Origin of the sequence: Streptomyces sp. NBC_01142, from assembly GCF_026341125.1 — a bacterium.
In the GTDB taxonomy this organism is placed as follows: domain Bacteria; phylum Actinomycetota; class Actinomycetes; order Streptomycetales; family Streptomycetaceae; genus Streptomyces.
The window spans coordinates 1,097,991-1,123,002 of the sequence record NZ_JAPEOR010000001.1; the positions used below are offsets into that span (position 1 = coordinate 1,097,991).

Genomic DNA, 25,012 nt, shown 5'->3' on the forward strand with positions numbered 1-25,012 from the left:
CATGCGTACGCGCCGAACGATCCCGATACTGCTCGGCTGCTCTCTCCTTCTGGCGGCAGGGGCCCCGGCTCCTGCCGCCCACGCCGCGCGGGCTGCCCGCGCCGCCCCGGCCGCCTCGGCGTCCCCCGCGGACCCGGGCGGCATCCCCCGCCTGACGGACGACCGCGGCCGGACCCTCACCCTGCGCGGCTGGAACGTCGAGGACAAGGCGAACCGCGGCGAGCAGGCCCTGTCCGCCATCACCGAGAAGCACTTCCGCGACCTGCGCGCCAAGGGCTTCAACTTCGCCAGGCTGCTGGTCTTCTGGGACGACCTCGAACCCCGGCAGGGCCAGTACAGCCAGGCGTATCTGCGCACGATCGAACAGGTCCTGAACTGGGCCGACAAGCATGGCATCCATGTGCTCATCGACGCCCACCAGGATGTCTTCGGCCCGGCCTTCGGGCACCGCGGCATCCCGGAGTGGGCCACCAGGACCGACGGGCTGCCCTTCACCCCGCACCCGGACGACTGGTTCTCCGAGTACTTCGAGCCGGCCGTGCAGCGCGCCTTCACCCACCTCTACGAGGACGAGGACCTGCGGCGCGCCCAGGCACGGATGTGGCGGGTCCTCGCCGACCGCTTCGAGGACCATCCGGCCGTTCTCGGCTACGACCTGATCAACGAGCCGATGGGCGAACTGCGGGAGGGCGAGGACCTGCCCACGGCCGCCCGCCGGATCGAGCGCGACCAGCTCACGCCGATGTACAACCGCCTTGCGGACGCGGTCCGCAGGGCCGACGACGACACCTGGCTCTTCGTCGAGCCCACCCCGATCGTCGGCGAGGGCGTCCCCACGGGCCTCGGGAGGATCAAGGACCCGAAGGTCGTCTACGCCCCGCACTTCTACAACGCGGCGATGGAGGCGGGCGCGGACTACGACCCCTCGGCGGGATGGATCGAGTCGTACGAGGCGGCCGTCACCGCATACCCGAAGGAGCAGCGGATCCCGGTCGTGGTGGGGGAGTGGGGGCCGCTGAACAACTCCCTCCCGAACATGTCCCGCTTCTACCGCGAGGCGCTCTCCTCTCTGAACCGCTACAGCTCCGGGTGGGCGGGCTATGTCTGGTGCTACGGGGGCGGGTACTGCGCGGTCGACGACCGGGGCCGCTTCCGTACGAACAAGGAGCAGACCGCCGCGCCGTACGCCCCGGCCGTGGCGGGACGGGTGGGCACGGATGCGTACGACCCGGCGAACGGGACCTACCGCCTTCAGTACCGGGCGTCCCTGCGGCCGGGCACGACGGATATCTCGCTGCCGCCGGGCCCGGCCGGCTGGCGTATCGCGCTGGATGGCCCGGCCTGGACGAGCACCCGGACGGTGTCGGCCGGCAGGGCGGGCGAGGTGCGGGTGCATGCCTGGCCCGGGGCGCGGATCACGGTCACCGTCACTCCTCGTACACCACGATGAAGTCCCCGCACGGGCCCTCGTGCACGGCGAGGGCGCTGCGCAGCCGTCTCAGATGCGCGGTCGTCAGCTGGAGCGGGGGCTCGTCCGGCTGATGGGTGGTGCCGCGGGGATAGTCCTTGTCCCGGGTGGTCGTCATCTCGATGTGGCAGCCGAGGATATGCGTCACCGGGGTGTTCGCGCAGAAGGCGAGCAGCCGGTCGACGGTGGCGGTGAAGGCGGCGGTGTCCTGCACATACAGCCGTCCGGGGTAGAGGGAGTCGCCGGTCAGCAGCAGGCCGGTGTGCCGGTCGTGGAACACGATCGCGGCCTCCTGGTGTCCGGGCCCCGGCAGCAGATCGAGCACCCGCCCGCCGAGGTCCAGCTCGGCGGGTCCGTCCGGCCAGTCGCCGAACCCGAAGAAGCTCCTCACCTCCTCCGGTGAAGCCCCGACGACCTCGGTGCGCAGCCGGTCCGCGAACTGCCGGTCGCCCGCTATGTGATCGCTGTGGCCGTGGGTGTGCGCCACCACCAGTCCGTACTCCGCACGGGGATGCCTGGCGAGCCACCGCTCCATCAGCATGTCGACGGTGGTGCGCAGCGGGAAGTGCGCGGGGTCGGCCGTGGCTCCGGTGTCCAGCAGCAGCGCTCGTTCGTTCCCGAACAGCAGGAAGAGGAACGGGGCTTCATAGTGCACGGACTTGTTCTGCCGCAGGATCACGGTGTGCTCGGAGTACGCGTGCACCTGGATCTCCGGTGCGGGGTCGTGCTTGGGGGAGGGCCAGCCGGCATGCCACTGGACGTCGAGGCTGCCCGCCACGGGTGCGTTCGTACGGAAATCGATCACAGGACTCACGGTACGCGGGATGGCGTCAACCGGGGTTGACTGTGGACAACTGTCAATGTAGGTTGACAGTCATGACCGAAGCAACCGATCTCGCCGAGCGGGCGGGCGACCGCGACCCCCGGGTCGGGCTGCGGGCCGTCGCCGCGCTGCGGCGGCTCCTGGAGCAGCTCGAAGCCGTGCAGGTGCGCAGTGCCCGTAACCAGGGCTGGTCGTGGCAGGAGATCGCGGCCGAGCTGGGCGTCAGCCGGCAGGCCGTACACAAGAAGTACGGGAGGCAGTGATGTTCGAGCGTTTCACCCAGGATGCGCGGGATGTCGTGACGGGGTGCGTAGAACACTCGGAACGGGCGGGCGCGGACTCCATCACCGAGGAGCACGTCCTGCTGGCGATGCTCGACCAGGAGGGGACACGGGCGGCGTTCGCCTTCGCGGCGCTGGGGATCACCCACCGGCGCGCGTCGGTCGAGAAGGCGCTGGCGGACGCGCGGCGGCGCGGGGGCCTTTCGAAGGCGGACTCGGATGCGCTGGCCGGGCTCGGTATCGATCTGGCGGAGGTCGTCTCGAAGATCGAGGAGACGCATGGGCAGGGTGCGATGCAGGTGGGCAGGAAGTCGAAGCGGTGGTGGTCGGGGCACCGTTCGTTCACCCCGGAGGCGAAGAGTGTCCTCGAGAAGTCGCTCCGCATCGCGCTGGGGCGCGGCGACCGGGAGATCGGCGGCGAGCATGTGCTGCTGGCGCTGACGGCGCGGCCGGGGGTGGTGGCGGACGTGCTGGCGGAGCACGGGGCGACGTACGAGACGGTGGAGAGGGCGATGTTCGGGGGTGGCGCGGCGAAGGCGGGGTGAGGGGTGGGGGTGGGGTGTCGCCGGTGCGGGTGCCCCCGGAGTGCGGGCGGGTTGTCTCCCCCACCCCGCCCCTTCCCGGAACTGGGGGCTGCGCCCCCACACCCCCGCGGCAGCTTCGCGCCGCGGTTCGACGCGGCAGTCCGGTGTCGGGGCTCCGGAGGCGGTTGGTGTCTCCGCCTCTGCGCCGGCCGGTGCCGCTTGTCCGGGCGCGGGTGGCTGGCAGGCGTGCTGGGACGTTCGTACGCCTAGCCAGGCTGGGCTGGGCCAGGCTGGGCGTCCGAGGTTGCAGGGCCGGTCCCGGGCCGGGGCACCGGAGATGGCTGCGCGTCCCCGCCCCTGGGCCCGCCGGTGCCGTTTGTCCGGGCGCGGGCGCGGGTGGCTGGCAGGCGTGCTGGGTCGTCCGTACGCCTAGCCAGGCTGGGCTGGGCCAGGCTGGGCGTCCGAGGCTGCAGGGCCGGTCCCGGGCCGGGGCACCGGAGGCGGTTGGCGTCCCGCCCTTGTGCCGGCCGGCGCCGGCTGTCCGTGCGCCGTGGCCGGAGACTCGGAGACAGCTGCGCGTCCCCGCCCCCGGGCCGCCCCGCGCCACTTGTCCGGGCGGCCCAGGGGGTGGGGAGGCGCAACCGTCCCCTGGAAGCAGACCGCGCCCCCGGTGGCGCGGCGGGCTAGGGCCTTGGCCGGTGGAGGAGTGCTCCGATGTGGGCCGCCGCCGTGGACAGGTGGCGCCGGGTTTCGGACAGTTGTTCCTTCGTGACGCCGTGGTCGCGCGCCGCGTCGCGGATGTCGTCGCGGAAGCGGTCAAGCAGCCTGTCCAGGTCCCGTGCCGGGTCGTCCGAGTCCGTCGTCGTGTCCTTCGCCCACTCCGGGGCGGATTCGGCCTCCGCCGGTTCCGGCTTGACGAAGGGCGGCCACGCCGTACCCCGCGCCAGGCCCCCCAGCTGCGTACTGAGCTCCGACAGCCCTTCCCGTACGCCCTTCGGCCAGTCGCCCCGTGCGAAGTGGTCCTGCACCGTGTCCTGGACCTGCTTGGCGATGCGCTGCAGCTCCTCGCGGGCCGTCTCCTGCGCCTCCTTGGCCTGGCGCTGCGCCTGCTGCGCGTCCTCGCGGGCCCGGCGCGACTCGTCCTTCGCCCGCCGCGCCTGCTCCTTCCACTCCTGCTTGGCCTTGCGCAGCTCCTCCTTCGCCGTGTGCCACGCCTCCTTGTCGCCGAAGGCGGACTCCCAGTCGGACGTGTCGGAGCCGCCGCGGCGCGTTTCCGACGCCGCCGCGCGCATCTCGCTGCGCAGCTTGCCCGCCGCGCCGCGCACGTCGTCGCGGATCTCCGCGGCCAGTTCGGAGACCGACTCGCGGATCTCCAGTTCGAGGTCGGCCAGCTCGCCGCTGCGCCCGGCCAGTTCCTCGCGGCCGGCGGCGGTGATCGAGTAGACCTTGCGGCCACCTTCCGTGGCGTGCGTGACCAGGCCCTCGGCCTCCAGCTTGGCCAGCCGCGGGTACACCGTGCCGGCGCTCGGCGCGTACAGGCCCTGGAAGCGCTCCTCCAGCAGCCGGATCACCTCGTAGCCGTGGCGCGGGGCCTCGTCCAGGAGCTTGAGCAGATAGAGACGCAGACGGCCGTGGGCGAAGACGGGTGGCATGTCAGAGCACCTTTCCGGTGGGGGCGGCGTCGTACGGCGCGTCCTCCGCGGCCGGCCGGCGCAGCAGCGCGATGGAGCCGGAGACCGTCGTCGCCCTGAGCGTGCCGGTGCCCGCGCCCAGTGTGCCGGTGATCTTCTTCGCGCCCCACTGGCCGCTGACCCGCAGGTCCTCGAAGGCATTGGAGACCGCGCCGCTCGCGGTGTTGGCCTCGACCTGGGCGTCCGTCGGGTGCGGCAGCCGGATGGCGACCTCGCCCGAGACGGTGTTCAGCCGGATGTCCGTGGGCTTCCCGGTTCCTTCCTCGTCCGGCACCGTCAGATCGATGACCATGTCACCGCTGACCGAGTCGGCCCGTACGGAGGAGCCCGCGCCCTCGATGACCGTCAGGTCGCCGGAGACCGAGTTGTAGCGCAGGTCGCCGGTGACGGACTGGGCCTCCAGGTTCCCGGAGACGGTATCGGCGCGGACCGTTCCGGAAATCCTGACGAGGGTGGTGTCGCCGCTTATGCCGCGTACTGCCGTGGGTCCCTGGATGCCGGAGACGACCGCCCCCGCGCCGACGACACCGACCTCGACGGCCGCGCCGGCCGGGACGGCGAGGGAGACGACCGCGTTTCGGTGCCAGCCCTTGCGGTCGAGCAACTTGAGGAAGCCCTTCCAGGGGAGGTCGGCGTAGGCCACGGTGAGGGTGGAGCCCTGCTGGGTCACGATCAGCGGGGGGCCCTCGACATGGGAGACCTCCAGTCGGGCGGAACCTTCCTCCGTGCCCACGACGTTGACCGTTCCGTTGACGATGCGCACATTGAGTGCCGTCACCGGATCGTCGAAGGTGAGCTTCTTCGGCTCAGCGACTTCCCACGTCGACTCTGCCATGGTGCTGACCTCCTAGGCCGGCCGTGACGCAATATATCGCGTCTAATGCTGAACACGATATATCGCGGCCTGGTGATGTCAAGCCTGACTGCCGGCCCTCGCGTGGATATCGAGCGTCGCATCGGGGGTATCGAGCGCCATACACGGACAAAGGGGCCTGGCGTGCGCAGGCCTGGCCCCTCCGTCGGGCCTCACCCGGGCCCCACCCCGGGTGAACCCGCCGACCGGCTGTGGTCGGTTGCGTATGCGCGGGGCGTGGCGCCGGTGGCTCCGGTGCAGGGGGCGGCGCGGCGCGACGCGGCGCGAGGCGGTACGTGCCGGGTCCGACGTGGTCCAGGACGGCCCCTCGGTCCCCTGGCTCCGCGGCCGAAGGCCCATCCTGGGCGCAGTCGGCTCGCGACGGGGGTCCCGTTGGCGGTGTGGGGCGCGCGGAGCGGCAGCGGGGCGGAAAGGCCGCGCGTCCGGTGCCGACCGCGCACGGCGGGCGCGGTGGGCCCGGTCCACGGCAGGCTGCGGGGCCGCGGGTCGTAGGGGGAGGTTGCCCCTGAGGCCCCGCCCCGGTCTTCCCGCGAACCGGGCCCGGACCCCCGCTCGGGCCCCGGCTACCCCTGTCTCAACGACTCCGCGATGTCGTACCGGGCCGGGTCGTCGTCGAGGCCGAACGTGAAGCGGTGGGCGAGGCCGTACGCCGGCCCGCCCGGATCACTCGTCCTCGTCCTCGTCGTCCAGGCGCGCCAGCCAGGTGGCCAGACGCTCGACCGGGACCTCGAAGTCCGGGTTGAGGTCGACGAAGGTACGCAGCTGCTCGGCGAGCCACTCGAAAGTGACCTCCTGCTCGCCGCGCCGCTTCTCCAGCTCCTCGATGCCGCGATCGGTGAAGTACAAGACATGCTCCTGGTAGGACGGGATCTACCTCTTCAGATTACGGCGACTTCCGGCTCTCCCCCTCAACGGTGCAGGCCAGTGAGATGGTCGCGTACGCCGCTGCGGCCAACTGCGATGTCACGGGGACGAGTTGGCCGCGTACGCCGAAAGGCCCGGCCCCGCACGAACGCGGGACCGGGCCTTCCGTCTGATCCGTACTGCTCAGGCCTCGAAGACCTCGTTGAGCAGCTGCTGCTGCTCCGCCTGGTGGCGCTTGGCCGAGCCGACAGCCGGGGACGAGCCGTGCGGGCGCGAGATGCGCCGCAGGCGCTCGCCGTGCGGGACGTCCGCACCGACCGCCAGGTCGAGGTGGTCGATCAGGTTGAGCGCGATGAACGGCCACGCACCCTGGTTCGCCGGCTCCTCCTGCGTCCAGAGGTACTTCTCGGCGTTCGGGAACTTGGCGATCTCCGCCTGGAGCTCGGCACCCGGCAGCGGGTAGAGGCGCTCGAGACGGATGATCGCCGTGTCCGTGTTGCCGCGCTTGACCCGCTCGGCCTCCAGGTCGTAGTAGACCTTGCCGGTGCAGAAGACGACCTTGCGGACCGCGTTCGGGTCCACGGTGTCGTCGCCGATCACCGGGCGGAAGCCGCCGTTGATGAACTCCTCCGCCTTCGACGCCGCGGCCTTCAGGCGCAGCATCGACTTCGGGGTGAAGACGATGAGCGGCTTGTGGTGCGGGTTGTGGACCTGCCAGCGCAGCAGGTGGAAGTAGTTCGACGGGAGGGTCGGCATCGCGACCGTCATGTTGTTCTGCGCGCACATCTGCAGGAAGCGCTCAGGACGGGCGGACGAGTGGTCCGGGCCCTGGCCCTCGTAGCCGTGCGGCAGCAGCAGCGTGACGCCGGAGGTCTGGCCCCACTTCTGCTCGGCCGAGGAGATGAACTCGTCGACGACGGTCTGCGCGCCGTTGACGAAGTCACCGAACTGCGCCTCCCACATGACCAGCGCCTCGGAACGGGCGAGGGAGTAGCCGTACTCGAAGCCCATCGCCGCGTACTCGCTCAGCAGCGAGTCGTAGACGTTGTAGCGGGCCTGGTCCTCGGAGAGGTACTGCAGCGGGGTGTAGTCCTCGCCGGTCTCCTGGTCCACCAGCACCGCGTGGCGCTGGCCGAACGTACCGCGGCGGGTGTCCTGGCCGGAGAGACGGACCGGGGTGCCCTCCATCAGCAGCGAGCCGATGGCGAGCGTCTCGCCCATGCCCCAGTCGATCGTGCCGTCCTCCACCGAGGCCGCACGGCGCTGCATCTGCGGCATCAGACGCGGGTGGACCTTGATCCGGTCGGGGATGCTGACCTGGGACTCGGCGATCCGCTTCACGACCTCCTGGGAGACCGCGGTGGTGACGGCCACCGGGAACTCGGCCTGGGCGTCCGGGACATGCGCCGGGGCCGGGTGGCTGGTGGCCTCGCGGACCTCCGCGAAGACCTTCTCCAGCTGGCCCTGGAAGTCCTGGAGCGCCTGCTCCGCCTCTTCCAGCGTGATGTCGCCGCGACCGATCAGCGACTCGGTGTAGAGCTTGCGCACCGAGCGCTTCTTGTCGATCAGGTTGTACATCTGCGGGTTGGTGAACTGCGGGTTGTCGCCCTCGTTGTGACCGCGGCGGCGGTAGCAGATGAGGTCGATCACGACATCCTTGTTGAACGTCTGGCGGAACTCGAAGGCCAGACGGGCCACGCGGACCACGGCCTCCGGGTCGTCGCCGTTCACATGGAAGATCGGCGCCTCGATCATGCGGGCCACATCGGTCGCGTACATCGACGAACGCGACGACTCCGGGGCGGCGGTGAAGCCGACCTGGTTGTTGATGACGATGTGGACCGTGCCGCCGGTGCGGTAGCCGCGCAGCTGGGACATGTTCAGCGTCTCGGCGACGACACCCTGGCCGGCGAAGGCCGCGTCACCGTGCAGGGCGACGGGCAGGACGGTGAAGTCGGTGCCGCCCTTGTTGATGACGTCCTGCTTGGCGCGGGCGACACCCTCCAGGACCGGGTCGACGGCCTCCAGGTGGGAGGGGTTGGCGACCAGCGAGACCTTGATCTGCTCGCCGTCCAGACCGGTGAAGGTGCCCTCGGCGCCGAGGTGGTACTTCACGTCGCCGGAGCCGTGCATCGACTTCGGGTCGAGGTTGCCCTCGAACTCCCGGAAGATCTGCGCGTACGACTTGCCGACGATGTTGGCGAGGACGTTGAGCCGGCCGCGGTGGGCCATGCCGATGACGACCTCGTCCAGGCGCGACTCGGCGGCCGAGTCGATGACCGCGTCGAGCAGCGGGATGACGGACTCGCCGCCCTCCAGCGAGAACCGCTTCTGGCCGACGTACTTGGTCTGCAGGAACGTCTCGAAGGCCTCGGCGGCGTTCAGACGGCGCAGGATGCGCAGCTGCTCCTCGCGCTCGGGCTTGGTGTGCCCGCGCTCGATGCGGTCCTGGATCCACTTGCGCTGCTTCGGGTCCTGGATGTGCATGAACTCGACGCCGGTGGTGCGGCAGTACGAGTCGCGCAGCACGCCGAGGATGTCGCGCAGCTTCATCATCGACTTGCCGGAGAAGCCGCCGACCGCGAACTCGCGCTCCAGGTCCCACAGGGTGAGGCCGTGCTCGATGATGTCCAGGTCGGGGTGCTTGCGCTGCTTGTACTCCAGCGGGTCGGTGTCGGCCATGACATGGCCGCGGACCCGGTAGGAGTGGATCAGCTCGAAGACGCGCGCCGCCTTGGTGACGTCGTCGTCGTGGGAGACGTCGATGTCCTTGAGCCAGCGGACCGGCTCGTAGGGGATGCGCAGCGACTCGAAGATCTCGTCGTAGAAGCCGGTCTCGCCGAGCAGCAGGTTGGAGACGACCCGCAGGAACTCGCCGGAGGCGGCGCCCTGGATGACCCGGTGGTCGTACGTCGAGGTCAGCGTCATGACCTTGGAGATGCCCAGCTTGTTCAGGGTGTCCTGCGAGGTGCCCTGGAACTCGGCCGGGTAGTCCATCGCGCCGACGCCCATGATGAGGCCCTGTCCGGGCATCAGGCGGGGCACCGAGTGAACGGTGCCGATGCCGCCGGGGTTGGTCAGCGAGGCGGTGACGCCGGTGAAGTCGTCCATGCCGAGCTTGCCGTTGCGGGCGCGGCGGACGATGTCCTCGTACGCCTGCCAGAACTCGAAGAAGTTGAGCGTCTCGGCCTTCTTGATGGCCGCGACGACGAGCTGGCGGTCGCCGTTGGGCTTGACCAGGTCGATGGCCAGGCCCAGGTTGACGTGCTCGGGCTTGACCAGCGTCGGCTTGCCGTCCTTCTCGGCGAAGGAGTTGTTCATCGTCGGCATGGCCTTGAGGGCCTGAACCATCGCGTACCCGATGAGGTGGGTGAAGGAGACCTTCCCACCGCGGGCGCGCTTGAGGTGGTTGTTGATGACGATGCGGTTGTCGAAGAGCAGCTTCACCGGGACGGCGCGCACGGACGTGGCCGTGGGCAGCTCCAGCGAGGCGTTCATGTTCTTCGCGACAGCGGCGGACGGGCCGCGCAGCGTCACGTACTCGGGGCCTGCGGGGGCCTCGGCGGCGGGCTCCGCCGCGGCCGCGGCCGGCTTGGCCGGGGCGGCCGGGGCAGCCTTTGCGGGCGCCGGAGCGGCAGCCGCGGGCTTCGCCGCAGCAGCGGGAGCAGCGGGAGCCGCTCCTGCGGTACCGGTGCCTGCACCGGGCGGTGGGGCGGGCGCGGCGGCGGCAGGGGCCGGAGCGGCCGGTGCCGGGGTCGCGGGCTGCGCCGGAGCTGTGGCCGGTGCGGGGGGAGTGGTCACCGCAGCCCCCGCGGCTGCGGCACCCTCGGGCTTGTCCGCCGTACCGGACGCGGACGCCCCCGGCTTGTAGTCGGCGAAGAAGTCCCACCAGGCACGGTCGACCGAATTCGGGTCCTGGAGGTACTGCTGGTAGATCTCGTCGACGAGCCACTCATTGGGACCGAACGCGGCGGCAGGGTTCTTACCCTGCCCGCCTTGGTCTGTTGAGGTGCTCGAGTTACTGGGGGACTGAGACGACACGGCGGCAACCGCCCTCTTCCGCTTCACAAGGTGATGGACAGCGGAAATAAAGGCTACGCCTCCCTGGCCGAGAGGTGCAGGCGGGGCGGGTCATCGTCGCGCAAGTCACACCGGAAGGCGGGTTTCGGGGCTGTGAATGGCGGGAAACAAGCGTGGTTCCGCTTCCCCGCGGGTACGCGACACCGCGGCTGCGGCCCCATGGCCCGCACCCCTGACGACGTCTGGCCGGTTACCGACCGCGTCGTGAACACGTTCTGACTGTCTCCACGCAGAATGTGCTCTTCCGGTTCGAACCCTACGTCAACCGCGCGCCGACGGGATTCCCGGAAGGGTGACCTGGATCCGGCAGCCCCGGGACGATTCGGCCACCCCGATGCGCCCACCGTGCAGATCCACCGCCCAGCGCGCGATCGCCAGCCCCAGCCCCGTACCTCCGTCGCTGCCGGGACCGTGCGGGGAGATGACGCTGCCGCGGTTGAAGCGCTCGAAGACCCGGTAACGCTCCTGCTCGGGGATGCCAGGACCCTCGTCGACCACTTCCAGGTCGAGGGACTCCGGCTGCGGCCCGCGCCGGGCCCGTACCGTCACCCGGCCGTGCGGCGGCGAATGCTTGACCGCGTTGTCGATCAGATTGGCGACCACCTGGTGCAGCCGCTCCGCGTCCGCGTGCGCGGTCAGCTCGGGCGGCGAGACATCCAGGTGCAGATGGACGTCGGTACGGGTGTGGTTGCCGGATCCGGAGGACAGGCTGCGCTGCGCGGCGGCCAGATTGGCCTCCTTCAGCACACCGGAGAGGTAGGGCCACACCTCGAAGCGGCGGGCCTTGAGGGGGAGGACCCCGTTGTCGAGCCGGGACAGATCGAGGAGCGTCTCGACGAGGCGGCCCAGGCGCTCGGTCTGCTTGAGCGCGGTGCGCATCGTCTCCGGGTCGGCGGCGGAGATCCCGTCGACGACGTTCTCCAGAACGGCGCGCAGCGCGGCGATCGGAGTGCGCAGCTCGTGCGAGACATTGGCGACCAGCTCCTTGCGGTGCTGGTCCACGGCCTCCAGGTCGTCGGCCATGCGGTTGATGGTGGAGGCGAGGTCGCCGAGCTCGTCGCGGCGGTCGGCGCCGCGCACCCGGCGGGTGTAGTCGCCGTGCGATATGCCCTTGGCGACGGTGTTCATCTCGTCCAGCGGGGCGGTCAGACCGTGCGCCACGAACTGGGTGATCAGGAGAGTCGCTATCACCGAGAACACCGTGATGAAACGGAGCTCGGTCTCGGTGCGCAGGGCGACCAGCAGCAGGCCGGTGGTGATGAAGACCGAGACGACGACGAGCGTGCCGAGCTTGGTCTTGATCGAGACCGCGATGGATGCGGAGCCCAGCCGGGCCCGCCAGTTCCGCACTCTCTCCCGGGGCGGCCGCCGTCTCATGGAGCCGGCGTCTCCAGTGCGTAGCCGACGCCGTGGACCGTACGGATCCGCTCGGCACCGATCTTGCGGCGCAACGCCTTGATGTGGCTGTCGACGGTACGGGTGCCGGAGGCGTCCGCCCAGTCCCACACCTCCGCGAGCAGCTGCTCGCGGGAGAGGACCGCACGCGGCGTGTTCGCCAGGCAGACCAGCAGGTCGAACTCGGTCGGCGTCAGGTGCACGTCCTCGCTGCGCACCCGGACGCGGCGCTGGGCGTGGTCGATCTCCAGCTCGCCCAGCCGCAGAATCCCGCTGCGCGGCGTCACGGCGGCGAGCGCGGCCCGCTCCACCCGCCGCAGCAGCACATGCACCCGGGCGGCGAGTTCCCGCATCGAGAACGGCTTGGTCATGTAGTCGTCCGCGCCGACGCCCAGGCCGACCAGCATGTCGGTCTCGTCGTCCCGTGCGGTGAGCATCAGTACCGGGACGGGCCGCTGCGCCTGAACGCGACGGCAGACCTCGAGGCCGTCGAATCCCGGGAGCATCACGTCCAGAACCATCAGATCGGGCTGCCAGGCCTCGGCGGCGTCAACGGCGGCCGGGCCGTCGGTGGCCGTCTGGACCAGGAAGCCCTCGGCCCGCAGTCGGGCGGCGATGGCGTCGACGATCGTTGTGTCGTCCTCGACGACCAGCACCCGGCGTTGGGCGCCGGGTGTGGCCGCGACGCCGTTGTGCGTGGTGTGTGTCTGCTCCATCGCCCCGCCCCTGTACGCGTTCTCGCGAGTTGCATGCAGTAGTAGATCCGGTATGTAAGGGAGCAGCGTAAGGGCAGTGAAGGTGTCCCGGCTACGCAGGGCGAACGGCGAGGTGGACCACGTCCGGTACGCCTCGGGCAACCCGGATCTCTTCGGTCTTTACCCCGCTGAATCCGGCATTCCGCAACGCATCCTCAAAGATGGGGGAGGGCTGCGCGGACCATACGGCGAGGATTCCGCCCGGCTCCAACACGCCCTGGCAGGCGGCGAGTCCGGCCGGTGAGTAGAGGTTCTCGTTGTCGTCCGTGACGGTCCAGCCGGGCCCGTTGTCGATGTCCAGACAGAGGGCGTCGTAGCGGTCTGTAGTGGTGCGGAGATGGGCGATCAGGTCCGTGTGCAGGATCACGCTGCGCGGGTCGGCAAGGGCCTGGCCGGAGATCGCGGCGAGGGGACCCGCGCGGTGCCAGTCGATGATCGCCTGCTCGCGTTCGACGACGGCGATGCGTCTCCAGCCGGGGTTGGCGGCGGCGTGGGCGAGGGAGAAGCCGACGCCGAGGCCGCCGATGAGAACGCAGGGGTGCTCGCGGCCCGCGGCGGCCAGGGCGTCGTATGCGGCGTCGACGAGCAGGCGCTCGGACCGGCCGTCGGAGGTGTCCATCAGGAAGCACCCATTGACGATGATCTCGTGGTGCACTCCGCGCTGCCGCAGGACGACCTCTCCGTAGGGCCCCTCACGCCGGTCGAGGGTGACAGGAACTTCTTCGGGAACAGGAACAGAAACCGGCACGGCGATGCCTCCGGGCTGAGGTTTCCCCGTGGAAGGCAGGGAAGGGTCGGACGTGGGCAGACGGCCATCCTTGCGGGACGGGGATGACCGGACAATCGGTTTCGGGACGAGACGGCGCTGTACGCCGCCTGACGTCCCGAATTGTCCGCCTCCTCCCGGCCGCTTGCCTTCCTCCCGGCCGCTCGCCTTCCTCCGGCCGTGGGTCTCCTTCCTCCGGGCGCTGGTCGCCTCCCTCCGGCCGTGGGCCCCCTCCCGGCCGTTCGTCCGAGTGGCGTTCTGCGATGGCCGGGCATCCGGCGCCGGTGCAGCGTGGCCCCATGACACAGACCTCGGCGGAGGCCGGCCTGCGAGGGACCGAGTCCGGGCCCGGCACAGGTCGGTCGACCGGGCGCGACCTCAGATGGCTGGCCGCAGTCGCCGGGGCGTACACCCTCCTCCAGCTGGTGCTCGTCGTGCCTGGTTCGGGGCTCGGATGGGACGAGACGGTGTACGTCAGCCAGGTCAGCCCGGACGCCGAGGCCGCGTTTTTCAGCGCGCCACGGGCCCGGGGCATCACCTTCCTCGTTGCGCCGGTGACCGCGCTGACCTCGTCCGTCGAGGCGCTTCGTGTCTGTCTGGCGCTGCTGTCGGGCGCCGGTCTCTTCCTCGCGCTGCGGGTGTGGCGGCGGCTGCTCCCCGGCCCCGTACTCGCGCTCGCCGGCGCGCTGTTCGCCGGGCTGTGGATCACCGTGCTCTACGGCCCGCAGGCCATGCCCAACCTCTGGGTCGCCCTCGGGTCGCTGGCCACGGTCGGCTGTTTTCTGCGGGCCGCGCGGGACCGGTCCGACCTCGCCGCGCTCGCGGGCCTCGGCGCCGGCGTGGCGTTCGTCGCGCTGATGCGGCCCTCCGACGCCCTCTGGCTCGCACTGCCGCTGGCCGCTGCCGCGCTTCTCGTCAGGGCGTGGCGGCGCCCGGTTCTGCTTCTGGTACTGGGAGCGGGTGCGGCCCTCGGCTGCGCGGAGTGGGTGATCGAGGCGTACGCCGGCTACGACGGGCTCGTGGCGCGGCTGCGGCGCGCGAGTGAGATCCAGGGGCACCTGGACTGGCAGCTCGCCTTCGGCGACCAGATGCGCGCCCTGGACGGGCGCTCGCTCTGCCGCCCCTGCGACATCCCGTGGCGACGGCCGGTCACCGCGGTGTGGTGGTTCGCACTGCCGCTGCTCGCCGTGGCCGGGCTGCTCGTCGGGGTCCGCCTCCGGCGGCTGACCGTCGTTCTGGTGCCGACGCTGGCCGGTCTGTCGCTCGCGGTGCCGTATCTGCTTCTGATCGGCTATGCCGCCCCCCGCTTCCTGCTGCCCACGTACGCCCTGCTGGCACTTCCGGTGGCGCTGTGCCTGACCAGGATCGGGAGGACGGCCCGGGCCCGCCCGCTGGTCGCGACCGGCCTTGCCCTGGTTCTGGGCGCGCATCTGGCGGTCCAGTACGCCGTTCTCGACGGTGCGGTCGCCCGCAGCCGCGCCCACCGGGCGGCGCTCGGCCGGGTGGTCGCCGAGCTGGACCGCCAGGGAGTCCGTCCGCCCTGCGTGGTCAGCGGCGAGGAGGCCGTCCGGATCGCCTTCCTCGCCGGGTGCGCGTCCCGTCAGACGGGCGGCCACGACGGCAGCATCACCCCCGCGGGGATCGCCGCCCTCGCCCGCACCCGGCCCGTTGCCCTCGTGATGACGGGGGACGGCGGGCCTCCGGCGTACGCCCGCCACTGGCGGCTCCGGCCCCTCCCGGACCTGCCGGGCGTGCCCGACTGGCGCGCCTACCTGTCACCGTCCACCCGGCCGGCCCCGCAAGCCGTCACCGAGCCGGCCCCGCCGCCCGTCACCCATGTCCCGGGACAGCACACCTAGGGCTCTTCGCGGCGAGGGCCGCGCCAGGCGTACAGCGCCGAGCCCGCGACGAACGCTGTCGCCGCCGTCGCCCACGCCCCGGCCTGGGGCCCCGGCTGCATCGGCCAGGCCCAGACCGTCGACCAGCCGCCGTGGGTGCGGGGCGCCCCCAGGTAGACGGCGCTCAGGTACCCGAACGTCGGCATCCAGCTCAGCCGCGCGCCGATCAGGGCGGCCGAGGCAGCCGTGATGCCGACCGCGCCCAGCGTGTTGCGCACCATGGCCGGGGCCCCGAACTCCGCCGCGTGCCCGAGTACCGCCAGTGCCAGTGCGGCCGCCGCGAGAGCGGTGAGGGCCAGCAGGTGGGTCAGCCGCCGCGGCCACCAGGGGCGTACGGCCGTACGGTCCAGCTCGTCGGCGTACTGATGGAAGCCGGTCCCGATCACGGCGGAGGCGAACAGCGGGGCGAGCGCCACCACCGGTACGCGCCGCTCGGGATCGATGTACGCGTCCAGTCCGTACGCCGCCCAGACGGCGAGACCGGCGGTCGCGGCGAGTACGGCGAGGGCGAGGGGGATGCCGCGGGACCGGGCGTACAGCATGCGGACGCCAGGGGCGGCGGGGCCGGTCCGGGTCACAGTGCGGGCACCTTGCCCGGGTCGCAGCTGCCGACGGTCGCGAAGTAGCGGGAGAGCCATGCGCGGCGTTCCTCGCCGCCCATGGACTTCAGCCGGGCGAGGGCTCTGCGGTCGGCCGCGACGCCGGCGAGCTCCTTGTCGGCGCCCTGCCCGCGGGCCCACTCCTCGGAGAGCCTGTCCATGTCGTCCCGCAGCGGGCCGGGGCCGAGCCACTCGGTTACGGCGTCGTCGACCCGGTACGCGCGTGGGTCGGTCAGGCGGGCCTCGCAGCGGTCCGCCCTTCCTGTCAGCGCGGCGGCGGCCTCCCAGGCGTACTGCTCCGGATCGGTCAGTTCGCCGCGCACGACGGACTGGCCGAGCGGATCCAGCATCGGCAGCCGTACCTCGTCCGGATGCGATTCCCGGGGCAGGTCGTGGAACCGGACCGGTAGGTTCTCGACGCCCTCGAGGCGGCCGGTGACACCGGAGAGGGCGTCCGAGACCTTCGGCAGCAGCCCTTTGTACAGGGCGTTCACGCAGATGCCGGGTGTGACGGAGGTGTTGCACACCTGCTGGTTCGCGAGCGGGTCGGCGCGCCACATCGCGTCGCCCGTCTGCGCCACGAGTACGCCGGCGACAGTCGCCGCGGCGAGCGGCAGCAGCGCGGTGTACCGGCGGCGGGCGGCGTACGCGAGGACCGCGGCCGCGGCCAGACCGCCCGTCCACGCCGTCGTCGCGAGCGGCTGCCACCACACCGGAAGCGAGATGCCCATGCTGTCCGCGGAGGCCGGGCTCAGATGCCGCGCCCCGGACGTCTGGTACGACGGGATGCCGAGGACGAGATACGCGCACAGGGCGAGGACGGGCGCGGCCAGTCGCCACGCGACCAGCCGTCCGACGACCTGGCCCACCAGCGCCATGGCCGCCAGGAAGGCGGCGTCCGCAGGCAGCGCGGAGAGGACCGGCCGGCCCGCCGACACATACGGCCAGGTGGCCAGCAGCGTGGCAACGGCGGTGACCGCGTACCCCGCGACCACCCACACCGCCAGCGGCAGCGACGCGACCAGGAACTGTGCGAGCGGGCCGCGGGCGGCCGTCGCACGCAGTTCCGCCGTACGGCGTCGGCGCTCCCTGCCGCCCTGCCAGCAGCCCGCGGCGGCGGCCAGTGGGCCCCCGAGCAGTGCGCTCACGATGTGCAGCGAGGACTGGGTCTCTCCCCAGCTCCCTTGCCACTGGTCGGACTTGGCCGCCATGTTCGCCAGAAGCGTGCAGACGACGGCGGCACCGGCCCAGGGCGCGAAACCGCGGAGCAGCTCGGCACGCAGCGGGTGCGCGGTGAGGGCGGCGACGGAGGCGGCGGAGGGGACGGCGGGCGGCGGCGCCGGCCGCTCCCGGGTGGTGGTCGCGTTCATCGGCGGCCTTCGGTGACGCTGACGCCGCGGCCCGGGGCGTCAGCTTTCCCGGCCCCGGCGTGCGTGGCCGCCGTGCGGTGGGCGCGCAGGGCTGCCGTGTAGCCGCGTTCGATCGCGTTGCCGGCGTTCTCCTCCAGGAAGTCCCTGCCCAACGCGGTCAGTTCCGCCGTCGTGCCCCGGTAGGCGACCCGGCCCGACTCGATCAGGGTCACCTCCGAGCAGGCCGCCGCCACGTCCTCCACCAGATGGGTGGAGACGATCACGGTGGAAGCAGCGCCCAGATCCCGCAGCAGTGCTCTGAACTCGACCCGCTGCTCCGGATCGAGACCGGCCGTCGGCTCGTCGAGCAGCAGCAGCTCCGGCTCGTTCACGATCGCCTGCGCGATGCCGACCCGCCGCACCATCCCGCCCGACAGCGTCTTCACCTTCGCGTCGATACGGTCCCCGAGGCCCACCCGCCCGACCGCGCGTTCCACCGCCCCGGGCACGGTGTCCGCCGGCATCTCCTTGAGCCACGCCACGTACGAGACGAACTCCCGCACCGTGAACCCCGGGTAGTACCCGAACTCCTGCGGCAGATAGCCCAGCCGCCGCCGTACCTCCGCGCGCTCCCGGTGCGCCGACACATCACGGCCGAGCAGTTCCACCCGCCCCCCGGTCGGTGCGGCGACCGTCGCCAGGACCCTGATCAGCGAGGTCTTGCCCGCGCCGTTGGGTCCCAGCAGGCCGTGTACGCCGGTGCCGAAAGCCAGGCCGACCGCGTCGAGCGCGACCGTCCTGCGGTGCCGGACCGTCAGCCCGGTGACCTCTACGGTGCTCACATCTTCTCCAGAAGATCGACGGAAGAGCGGCGCACGGCGAGCAGCCCCGCGCAGATCACGGCCGCGGCCGCCCAGCTGCCCTGGACCGCGGCCCCTGAGACATATCGCTCCAGATGGCCCGCCAGGTCCTGCGGCAGTGTGGCCAGGACCGGGGCGACGACGATGCCCAGCCAGCCGGCGGCCAGGCCCGCGGCGGCGGACCGGAGACCGACGTACGAGCCGAGCGCGAGTGCCGCGAGCGTCAGGGCGAGGCCCGGGAGCAGCCAGGCGGCGGCTCCCGGCACCCCGGCCGCGGCGGGCAGCAGCGCGCCGGCGGCGGTCAGCAGCGGGACGCTGACCGCCAGTACGGCCGCGGTCCGCGTCAGCAGCAGCCGCAGCCCGCCGCCCGGGGTGGCCGCGGCGACCTCGTACAGCGGGTCGGCGTGCCGCCCGTACGACAGCGCCACCCCGGCGAGCGGCAGCACCGGCGCCACGGCCAGCAGCAGCGGGCGTGCGCCGCCGAAGCCGGCCCCGAATGCCAGGGCCGGCGCGGCGGCGGCCACGAGGACGACGGCCACCAGCCAGGAGCCGCGCAACGCGGGCCCGGCGGCCCACACCACCCGCGCGAGCCGCCCGCCCCGCGCGGCGCGGAGGCCTGCGGCCCGGGCAGGCTCCGGAGCCGGCCCTGCGCCCGCCGCCCTCACGGGGTGGTGCTCCGCCCCCACGCGGTCGCGGTCTGCTCCCACGGGGTGGTGCTCCGCCCCCACGCGGTTGCCGTCCGCTGCCGCGTGCGTTCCGCCGCGCGAGAGGCCAAGACGCCTCGCCCAGGGACGCGCCGCGCCCTTCCCGTGGGCCGGTGCCGCCCGCGGTGCCGTCGCATGCGACAGCACCGCCGCCCGCACGTCCGCCAGAACGGGACCCGCGGTCCCCGACCGGACGGCCGCCGACACCCGGGTCGCGCAAGTGCCGCACGATTCCACGTGCTTCTCCAGCGACCACGCGTCCGGCTCGGTGGCCGCGCCGGACGCGTACTGTGCCGCCAGCCGCTCACTCACATGCCAGGTGCTCACGCCGTGCCTCCCAACGCATCGGTACCGGGCGCCAGTTGCCTCAGCGCGGCGCGCAGCTCGCGGCGGGCCCGCATCGCCCGGGTCTTGACCGTGCCCTCCGGTATCCCGAGCAGCCGCGCCGTCTCGCGCGTCGTCAGCCCGTCGACGACCGTGGCGCGCAGGACTTCGCGCAGCTCCGGCGAGATGCGGTCGAGCGCGGCGCCCACGTCCCCGTACTCCAGCCCGGCCAGCACCCTCTCCTCCGCGGAGGGCGCCGGCGCGGCAGGCTCGTGGACGACGCGGTCCTCTCTGGCCAGCACCCGCTGCGCGTCGATCAGCCGGCGCGCGGCGATCACCCAGAGCCAGCCGCCCGCCTCCCCGCCGCGGTGCGAGCCGGCGGACCGCCACACGGTGACGAAGGTGTCCTGCAGTACTTCTCGTACGGTCTCCGGGTCCGCGCAGCGACGCGTCAGGCGGGCGTGCAGCCAGCCGGCGTGCCGGTCGTAGAGCGCGGCGAGTGCACCCGCGTCCCCGCGCGCGACATTGCGCAGCAGGGCCGCGTCGTCGTCCCGGTCTCCCCCCGTGGGGCGCATCAGTCTCACGCACTCTCTATCGCTCGCGGGGGCGCAGCCGGTTCACGCCGGCCCGACGTGCCCACGACGCTCGGGCCGACGGGAGGGTTGCCCCGTGTGGCGCAGGTCATAGACGCGGAGGAGCATGATCGCGTTGGGTGGGGTCTGTTCGGGGGCTTGACGGGAGGGGCGTTGTGCACCGGCTCATGACACGCGACCGGGCCACGGGCCCGGAGCCGTTGAATGCTGTGCCCTGCCAGCGGTCGGCATCGGCGCACGCCCTCACGGCGCCCGCACCGGCCGTACGAAGGCCCTCCTGGCGGCGGCTCGGGCAACTCCTGCCCACGCCCACCGGAACGCCGTTCACCTTCTGCTACGCCCTCGTCCTGATCGCCACCTCCCTCTTCGCGCAGTACGGCGACCCCGCCACCGTCTCCTCCCTGCTGCACGGCTCCAGCACCGACGTCGCCCATCTGGCGGACACCCCGCTGCTCGTCCTCGTGGCGAGCGCCCTGTGGGTCGCGGGCGGCCTGTCCTCTCCGTACGCCGTCGCCTTCGTCTTCGTCATCACCGCGCTGGAGCGCCGCATCGGCGGGTGGCGCACCGCCGGAGTCTTCGTGGTCGGCCATGTGACGGCGACCCTGGCCACCGAGATCCCGGTCGGGCTCTCGGTGGCGGCCGGGCAACTGCCCGCCACCTCGCTGCACCGCCTCGACTACGGCATCAGCTTCGGTCTGATGGCGAGCATCGGCGCGCTGGCCGGACTGTTCGGTCCGGCCATGCGGAAGACCCTGCTCGGCGTCGTCTCCCTGATGCTCCTTCAGGAGCTGTTCACCTTCGCGGATCCGCTCACCAACTGGGGTCACCCGCTGGCCCTGCTGGCGGGGATCGCCTGCTGGCCCGTGGTGCGCCCCTGGGCGCGGCGGCGGAAGGCCCTCGCGCTCCGCGACCGGTGAGCCGTCACCGGACGGCTGCGGGCCGCCCTGCCGTCCTCAGGCCGACGGGTCGTAGAACAGGCTGACCAGCGGAGCCCGAGTCCGCCAGCCCAGCGCCTCGTACAGTGCCCGCCCGTCAGGCGTCGCGCCCAGCACGCCGGTGGTGGCGCCCTGTTCGACGGCGGAGTTGTGGAGCGTTCGCATCACCAGGCTGCCCAGCCCCTTGCGCCGGTGCGCGGACGAGGTCTCCACCTGGTCGACGACGGCGGTGGCGCCGGTCGCGGCGATCTGGCCGCGGGCGGCGAACGAGCCGTCGGCGGCGGCCACCAGGACGCGGGTGACGCCGCCCCGGGTCCACGTCCTGAGGCGGTAGCCGTCCGGGACGGTGGACGCGGTGCGGTGGAGTCCGGTCGTCATCAGCCAGCCGGGCTCGTCGACTCTCCACCCGGGGCCGGCCCAGGACAGGACGGACTCCGGGTCCGCGAACACCTTGAGCCAGACCGTCGGGGCCGCGACCGCCCCGGCGATCTTGCGGACCGTCGCCTCGTCGTCGGCGGTCAGGACGTGGCGGGTGGCGTGCGTGACCTGGCCGACGTCGATGGTGAATCCCCAGGGCTCGGCGACCGGGTCGGCGGCGCCGCGCGAGGCGGCCCAGCCGTGGACCCAGGCCCGCACGGTCTCGGCGGTGGACTCGAAGGACATCCGTACTCCTCGGCAGGGTGCAGGGGCGGCAAGAGACATGCTGTAAGAGGTGTTAGCGCTCTATGGTCATTACAGTCGAGTCCGGGGTGCGTCCGCGAGGGGTGATCGCTCACGGCGAACAGCCGGCGGGGAACATCTCTGCGTCCCTGTGCATTGAGTCGGTACAGCTCAACTTGAATGCCTAAGGGGAGATCATGACTTCGACGTCCACACCGCTCACTCTTCCCGTGCTGCCGCTCGACGACGAAGTCGTGCTGCCCGGAATGGTGGTGCCGCTCGACCTGTCCGACGCCGACGTACGCGCCGCGGTGGAGGCCGCCCAGGCTGCCGCCCGTTCCACCGGTGCCAGCAAGCCGCAGGTGCTTCTTGTTCCGCGGATCGACGGCGCGTACGCCGCCACCGGCGTGCTCGGCACCGTCGAGCAGGTGGGCAGGCTCTCCGACGGCGACCCCGGCGCGCTCATCCGCGGCCGCCACCGCGTGAAGATCGGCGCGGGCACCACAGGCCCCGGCGCCGCGCTCTGGGTCGAGGGCGCCGAGATCGGCGAGAGCGTGCCCGACCCCCTGCCCGGCTCGGTCACAGAACTGGTCACGGAGTACAAGGCGCTGGCCACGGACTGGCTGAAGAAGCGCGGCGCCTGGCAGGTCGTGGACCGTGTCCAGCAGATCGACGACGTCTCGCAGCTCGCCGACAACTCCGGCTACTCACCCTTCCTGACCGTCGCCCAGAAGGTGGCACTGCTCGACACCGCCGACCCGGTGGCCCGCCTCAGGATCGCCACCGAGCAGCTGCGCGAGCACCTCGCCGAGCAGGACGTCGCCGAGTCCATCGCCAAGGACGTCCAGGAAGGCGTCGACAAGCAGCAGCGCGAGTTCCTGCTGCGGCGCCAGCTCGAAGCCGTACGCAAGGAGCTGCGCGAGCTCAACGGCGAGGCGGGCGAGGACGAGACCGACGACTACCGGGCGCGCGTCGAGGCCGCCGACCTGCCCGAGAAGGTGCGGGAAGCCGCTCTCAAGGAGGTCGAGAAGCTCGAGCGGTCGAGCGACCAGAGCCCGGAGGGTTCCTGGATCCGCACCTGGCTGGACACCGTTTTGGAACTGCCCTGGAACGAGCACACCGAGGACGCGTACGACATCCAGGGCGCCAAGGCGATCCTGGACGCCGAGCACGCGGGCCTGCAGGACGTGAAGGAACGGATCACCGAGTACCTGGCGGTGCGCAAGCGGCGCGCCGACCGCGGGCTCGGTGTGGTCGGCGGCCGGCGCGGCGGCGCGGTGCTCGCGCTGGTGGGCCCGCCGGGCGTCGGAAAGACCTCGCTCGGCGAGTCCGTGGCCCACGCCATGGGGCGGAAGTTCGTGCGGGTCGCGCTCGGCGGCGTACGGGACGAGGCGGAGATCCGCGGCCACCGGCGTACCTACGTCGGCGCGCTGCCCGGACGGATCGTCCGGGCCGTCAAGGAGGCCGGGTCCATGAACCCGGTGGTCCTGCTCGACGAGATCGACAAGGTCGGCTCCGACTTCCGCGGCGACCCGGCCGCCGCCCTGCTCGAGGTCCTGGACCCGGCGCAGAACCACACCTTCCGCGACCACTACCTGGAGGTCGAACTCGACCTGTCCGACGTGGTGTTCCTCGCCACGGCGAACGTACTCGAAGCCATCCCGGAGGCCCTGCTCGACCGGATGGAGCTCGTCCGCCTCGACGGCTACACCGAGGACGAGAAGGTCGTCATCGCCCGGGACCACCTGCTGCCGCGCCAACTGGAGCGGGCGGGCCTGGAGCCCGGCGAGGTGACCCTGGACGACTCGGCCCTGCGCAAGCTGGCGGGCGAGTACACCCGGGAGGCGGGCGTACGGAACCTGGAGCGTTCGGTGGCCCGGCTGCTGCGCAAGGTGGCCGCCCAGCACGAACTGGGGGAGCGGCAGCTGCCGTTCACGATCGCCGACGAGGATCTGCGCGCGCTCATCGGACGGCCGCACCATGTGCCCGAGTCCGCCCAGGACCCGGCTGAGCGGCGTACGGCGGTGCCCGGAGTGGCCACCGGCCTCGCGGTCACCGGCGCGGGCGGCGACGTCCTGTTCGTCGAGGCGTCGCTGGCCGACCCGGAGACGGGCGCGGCGGGGCTGACCCTGACCGGCCAGCTCGGCGATGTGATGAAGGAGTCCGCGCAGATCGCGCTGAGCTTCCTGCGCTCGCACGGTGCGGAACTGGAGCTGCCGGTGGCCGATCTGAAGGACCGGGGCGCACACATCCACTTCCCCGCGGGCGCGGTGCCCAAGGACGGCCCGAGCGCGGGCATCACGATGACGACGGCGCTCGCGTCGCTGCTCTCCGGGCGCCAGGTGCGTACGGATGTGGCGATGACCGGCGAGGTGTCGCTGACCGGGCGGGTGCTGCCGATCGGCGGTCTGAAGCAGAAGCTCCTTGCCGCGCACCGGGCGGGCATCACGACGGTCGTGATCCCCAAGCGGAACGAGGCGGACCTGGACGGCGTGCCGGCCGAGATCCTCGACACGCTGGAGGTGCACCCGGTGACGGATGTCCGCCAGGTACTGGAGATCGCACTCTCACCGGCGGAGGTCCTGGTGGGGGCGGCGGCCTGACGGCCGGACGGTCCGCGCAGGAGGCCCGGCGGGGTGGGATGCCGCCGGGCCTCCCGGTGTACTGACCCGCAGGTTGTTGACGCGGTTACTCCCCGGCTCGCTCGTACAGCGCGCGGGCGCGGTCGTCGAAGAGGACGGCCGTCGACTCGCTGTCCGTGTCGCCGCCGCTCAGCACGCCGATCAGCCGCCCCTGGTGGTCCGCGTCCCGGTAGTCGGCGAGCCAGGGACTGCCGCTGGTCCCGTCCCAGAAGCCCGCGCACTCCATGCGGAGCGTCTCGGGCAGATCCGGGTCGCGTCGGGTCTCGGTGGTGCAGGCGACGGGGCGGTTGCCGGGATTGTGCTCGGGGTTGGGGTAGCCGACGACGGTGACCAGGCGATCGGGCGGCGACGACCAGTCCGGGGCGGCGCCCCCCACGACCTGCTGCACCTGACGGCCCTTCGCATCCGGCTCCAGGGTCAGGAAGGCGTAGTCCGCCGCGTCCGCGTCCTCGGCGTCGTCCGTCCAGCGGTCGTCGAGGTGGACGGCGCGGACCTTCCAGCGTCCGTACGGATACGTCCCCTCACCCTCACCCGTGAACCCGGGCGCGAACTCCAGTCCGTCCGGCCGGCTCCCGGGGTCGCCGCCCGCCTCCTGGAGGCAGTGCGCGGCGGTGGCGACGACATTGCCCCGGGGACTGGCGACGACGCCGGCGGTGCAGAAATGGCCGCCGTCCTCGTCGACGAGCACACCGACGGAGGTTGCGCCGGCGAACGCCGTGGCGGAGGCCTGCGGCGAGGGTGCGAGGGCCCGTGCGCCGGGCGGCCCGGACGGTCCGGCGGGTCCGGGCGGGACGGCGGAGGAGGAGGGGCCGCCGCAGGCGGTCAGGGCAACGGCCAACAGGGCCACGGAGAGCGGCACCGGCCGCCACCGCGTACCGCTCGGCCTGTTCGTACGGGTGTGCCACTTCATCCGGACATCCTGCCCTC

At 72.1% G+C, this 25,012-nt stretch carries 21 protein-coding genes; 6 read left to right on the forward strand and 15 right to left on the reverse strand.

Annotated elements, in window-relative coordinates; translation table 11 throughout:
• Position 1: 1 nt before the first annotated feature.
• A complete protein-coding gene (locus OG883_RS05270) occupies positions 2 to 1,450 on the forward strand; it encodes a cellulase family glycosylhydrolase (RefSeq protein ID WP_266535591.1) in 1,449 nt (482 codons plus the stop codon).
• On the opposite strand, the gene OG883_RS05275 is transcribed toward OG883_RS05270, so the two are convergent.
• Positions 1,428 to 2,273: an MBL fold metallo-hydrolase gene (locus OG883_RS05275; RefSeq protein WP_266535594.1), complete on the reverse strand. Its 846-nt coding sequence runs from the start codon at positions 2,271 to 2,273 to the stop codon at positions 1,428 to 1,430. The genes OG883_RS05270 and OG883_RS05275 overlap by 23 nt on opposite strands.
• 71 nt (positions 2,274 to 2,344) lie before the next feature.
• On the opposite strand from OG883_RS05275, the gene OG883_RS05280 reads away from it, so the two are divergent.
• Positions 2,345 to 2,554, forward strand: coding sequence for an HTH domain-containing protein (locus OG883_RS05280; protein WP_018571396.1), 210 nt, complete (start codon positions 2,345 to 2,347; stop codon positions 2,552 to 2,554).
• Positions 2,554 to 3,117 carry a Clp protease N-terminal domain-containing protein gene (locus tag OG883_RS05285; RefSeq protein WP_266535596.1) on the forward strand — a complete coding sequence of 188 codons (564 nt, stop codon included), beginning with the start codon at positions 2,554 to 2,556 and terminating at the stop codon, positions 3,115 to 3,117. Before OG883_RS05280 ends, OG883_RS05285 begins: the two co-directional genes overlap by 1 nt.
• A 662-nt stretch (positions 3,118 to 3,779) precedes the next feature.
• On the opposite strand, the gene OG883_RS05290 is transcribed toward OG883_RS05285, so the two are convergent.
• The 7 genes from OG883_RS05290 to OG883_RS05320 all read right to left on the reverse strand — a co-directional run bounded on the left by OG883_RS05290 (position 3,780) and on the right by OG883_RS05320 (position 13,509).
• The gene (locus OG883_RS05290; RefSeq protein ID WP_266535599.1) at positions 3,780 to 4,748 is read right to left on the reverse strand and encodes a helix-turn-helix transcriptional regulator; all 969 of its coding nucleotides are present in this window, start codon (positions 4,746 to 4,748) and stop codon (positions 3,780 to 3,782) included.
• A gap of 1 nt (position 4,749) precedes the next feature.
• Entirely contained in the window at positions 4,750 to 5,622 is an 873-nt protein-coding gene (locus OG883_RS05295) for a hypothetical protein (protein WP_266535602.1), read from the reverse strand.
• Positions 5,623 to 6,324: 702 nt separating this feature from the next.
• Positions 6,325 to 6,507 carry a DUF6104 family protein gene (locus OG883_RS05300; protein WP_114529128.1) on the reverse strand — a complete coding sequence of 61 codons (183 nt, stop codon included), beginning with the start codon at positions 6,505 to 6,507 and terminating at the stop codon, positions 6,325 to 6,327.
• A 201-nt stretch (positions 6,508 to 6,708) separates the two neighbouring features.
• Entirely contained in the window at positions 6,709 to 10,566 is a 3,858-nt protein-coding gene (locus OG883_RS05305; protein ID WP_266535608.1) for a multifunctional oxoglutarate decarboxylase/oxoglutarate dehydrogenase thiamine pyrophosphate-binding subunit/dihydrolipoyllysine-residue succinyltransferase subunit, read from the reverse strand.
• A gap of 300 nt (positions 10,567 to 10,866) precedes the next feature.
• A complete protein-coding gene (locus tag OG883_RS05310) occupies positions 10,867 to 11,982 on the reverse strand; it encodes an ATP-binding protein (RefSeq protein WP_266535611.1) in 1,116 nt (371 codons plus the stop codon).
• A complete protein-coding gene (locus tag OG883_RS05315; protein WP_266535613.1) occupies positions 11,979 to 12,716 on the reverse strand; it encodes a response regulator transcription factor in 738 nt (245 codons plus the stop codon). The genes OG883_RS05310 and OG883_RS05315 overlap by 4 nt, the downstream gene beginning before the upstream one ends.
• A 91-nt stretch (positions 12,717 to 12,807) precedes the next feature.
• Complete coding sequence (locus OG883_RS05320) at positions 12,808 to 13,509, reverse strand: spermidine synthase (protein WP_266541251.1); 702 nt, start codon at positions 13,507 to 13,509, stop codon at positions 12,808 to 12,810.
• 311 nt (positions 13,510 to 13,820) lie between these two features.
• Here OG883_RS05320 and OG883_RS05325 point away from each other — a divergent pair, with 311 nt between their 5' ends.
• Positions 13,821 to 15,380 (forward strand): hypothetical protein, encoded by a 1,560-nt coding sequence (locus OG883_RS05325; protein WP_266535616.1) that lies wholly within the window; start codon positions 13,821 to 13,823, stop codon positions 15,378 to 15,380.
• Here the strand turns inward: OG883_RS05325 and OG883_RS05330 are convergent.
• The 5 genes from OG883_RS05330 to OG883_RS05350 are packed head-to-tail and all read right to left on the reverse strand — an operon-like array spanning position 15,377 to position 19,839.
• A complete protein-coding gene (locus OG883_RS05330) occupies positions 15,377 to 15,961 on the reverse strand; it encodes a hypothetical protein (protein ID WP_266541253.1) in 585 nt (194 codons plus the stop codon). The genes OG883_RS05325 and OG883_RS05330 overlap by 4 nt on opposite strands.
• Positions 15,962 to 15,993: 32 nt before the next feature.
• On the reverse strand, positions 15,994 to 17,388 hold the full coding sequence (locus OG883_RS05335) for a hypothetical protein (protein ID WP_266535618.1): 1,395 nt from the start codon (positions 17,386 to 17,388) through the stop codon (positions 15,994 to 15,996).
• Positions 17,385 to 18,209 (reverse strand): ABC transporter ATP-binding protein, encoded by an 825-nt coding sequence (locus OG883_RS05340; RefSeq protein ID WP_266535621.1) that lies wholly within the window; start codon positions 18,207 to 18,209, stop codon positions 17,385 to 17,387. The genes OG883_RS05335 and OG883_RS05340 overlap by 4 nt, the downstream gene beginning before the upstream one ends.
• Entirely contained in the window at positions 18,206 to 19,258 is a 1,053-nt protein-coding gene (locus tag OG883_RS05345; RefSeq protein ID WP_266535624.1) for a zf-HC2 domain-containing protein, read from the reverse strand. Before OG883_RS05345 ends, OG883_RS05340 begins: the two co-directional genes overlap by 4 nt.
• On the reverse strand, positions 19,255 to 19,839 hold the full coding sequence (locus OG883_RS05350) for an RNA polymerase sigma factor (protein WP_266535627.1): 585 nt from the start codon (positions 19,837 to 19,839) through the stop codon (positions 19,255 to 19,257). Before OG883_RS05350 ends, OG883_RS05345 begins: the two co-directional genes overlap by 4 nt.
• 176 nt (positions 19,840 to 20,015) lie before the next feature.
• Here OG883_RS05350 and OG883_RS05355 point away from each other — a divergent pair, with 176 nt between their 5' ends.
• On the forward strand, positions 20,016 to 20,765 hold the full coding sequence (locus OG883_RS05355; protein WP_266535629.1) for a rhomboid-like protein: 750 nt from the start codon (positions 20,016 to 20,018) through the stop codon (positions 20,763 to 20,765).
• A 36-nt stretch (positions 20,766 to 20,801) separates the two neighbouring features.
• Here OG883_RS05355 and OG883_RS05360 read toward each other — a convergent pair whose 3' ends face one another.
• Positions 20,802 to 21,446: a GNAT family N-acetyltransferase gene (locus OG883_RS05360; protein ID WP_266535632.1), complete on the reverse strand. Its 645-nt coding sequence runs from the start codon at positions 21,444 to 21,446 to the stop codon at positions 20,802 to 20,804.
• A 194-nt stretch (positions 21,447 to 21,640) separates the two neighbouring features.
• Here OG883_RS05360 and lon point away from each other — a divergent pair, with 194 nt between their 5' ends.
• Positions 21,641 to 24,046, forward strand: a complete 2,406-nt coding sequence (lon, locus tag OG883_RS05365; protein ID WP_266535635.1) for an endopeptidase La — start codon at positions 21,641 to 21,643, stop codon at positions 24,044 to 24,046.
• Positions 24,047 to 24,131: 85 nt separating this feature from the next.
• Here lon and OG883_RS05370 read toward each other — a convergent pair whose 3' ends face one another.
• Positions 24,132 to 24,995, reverse strand: a complete 864-nt coding sequence (locus OG883_RS05370; RefSeq protein ID WP_266535638.1) for a serine protease — start codon at positions 24,993 to 24,995, stop codon at positions 24,132 to 24,134.
• Positions 24,996 to 25,012: the final 17 nt, after the last annotated feature.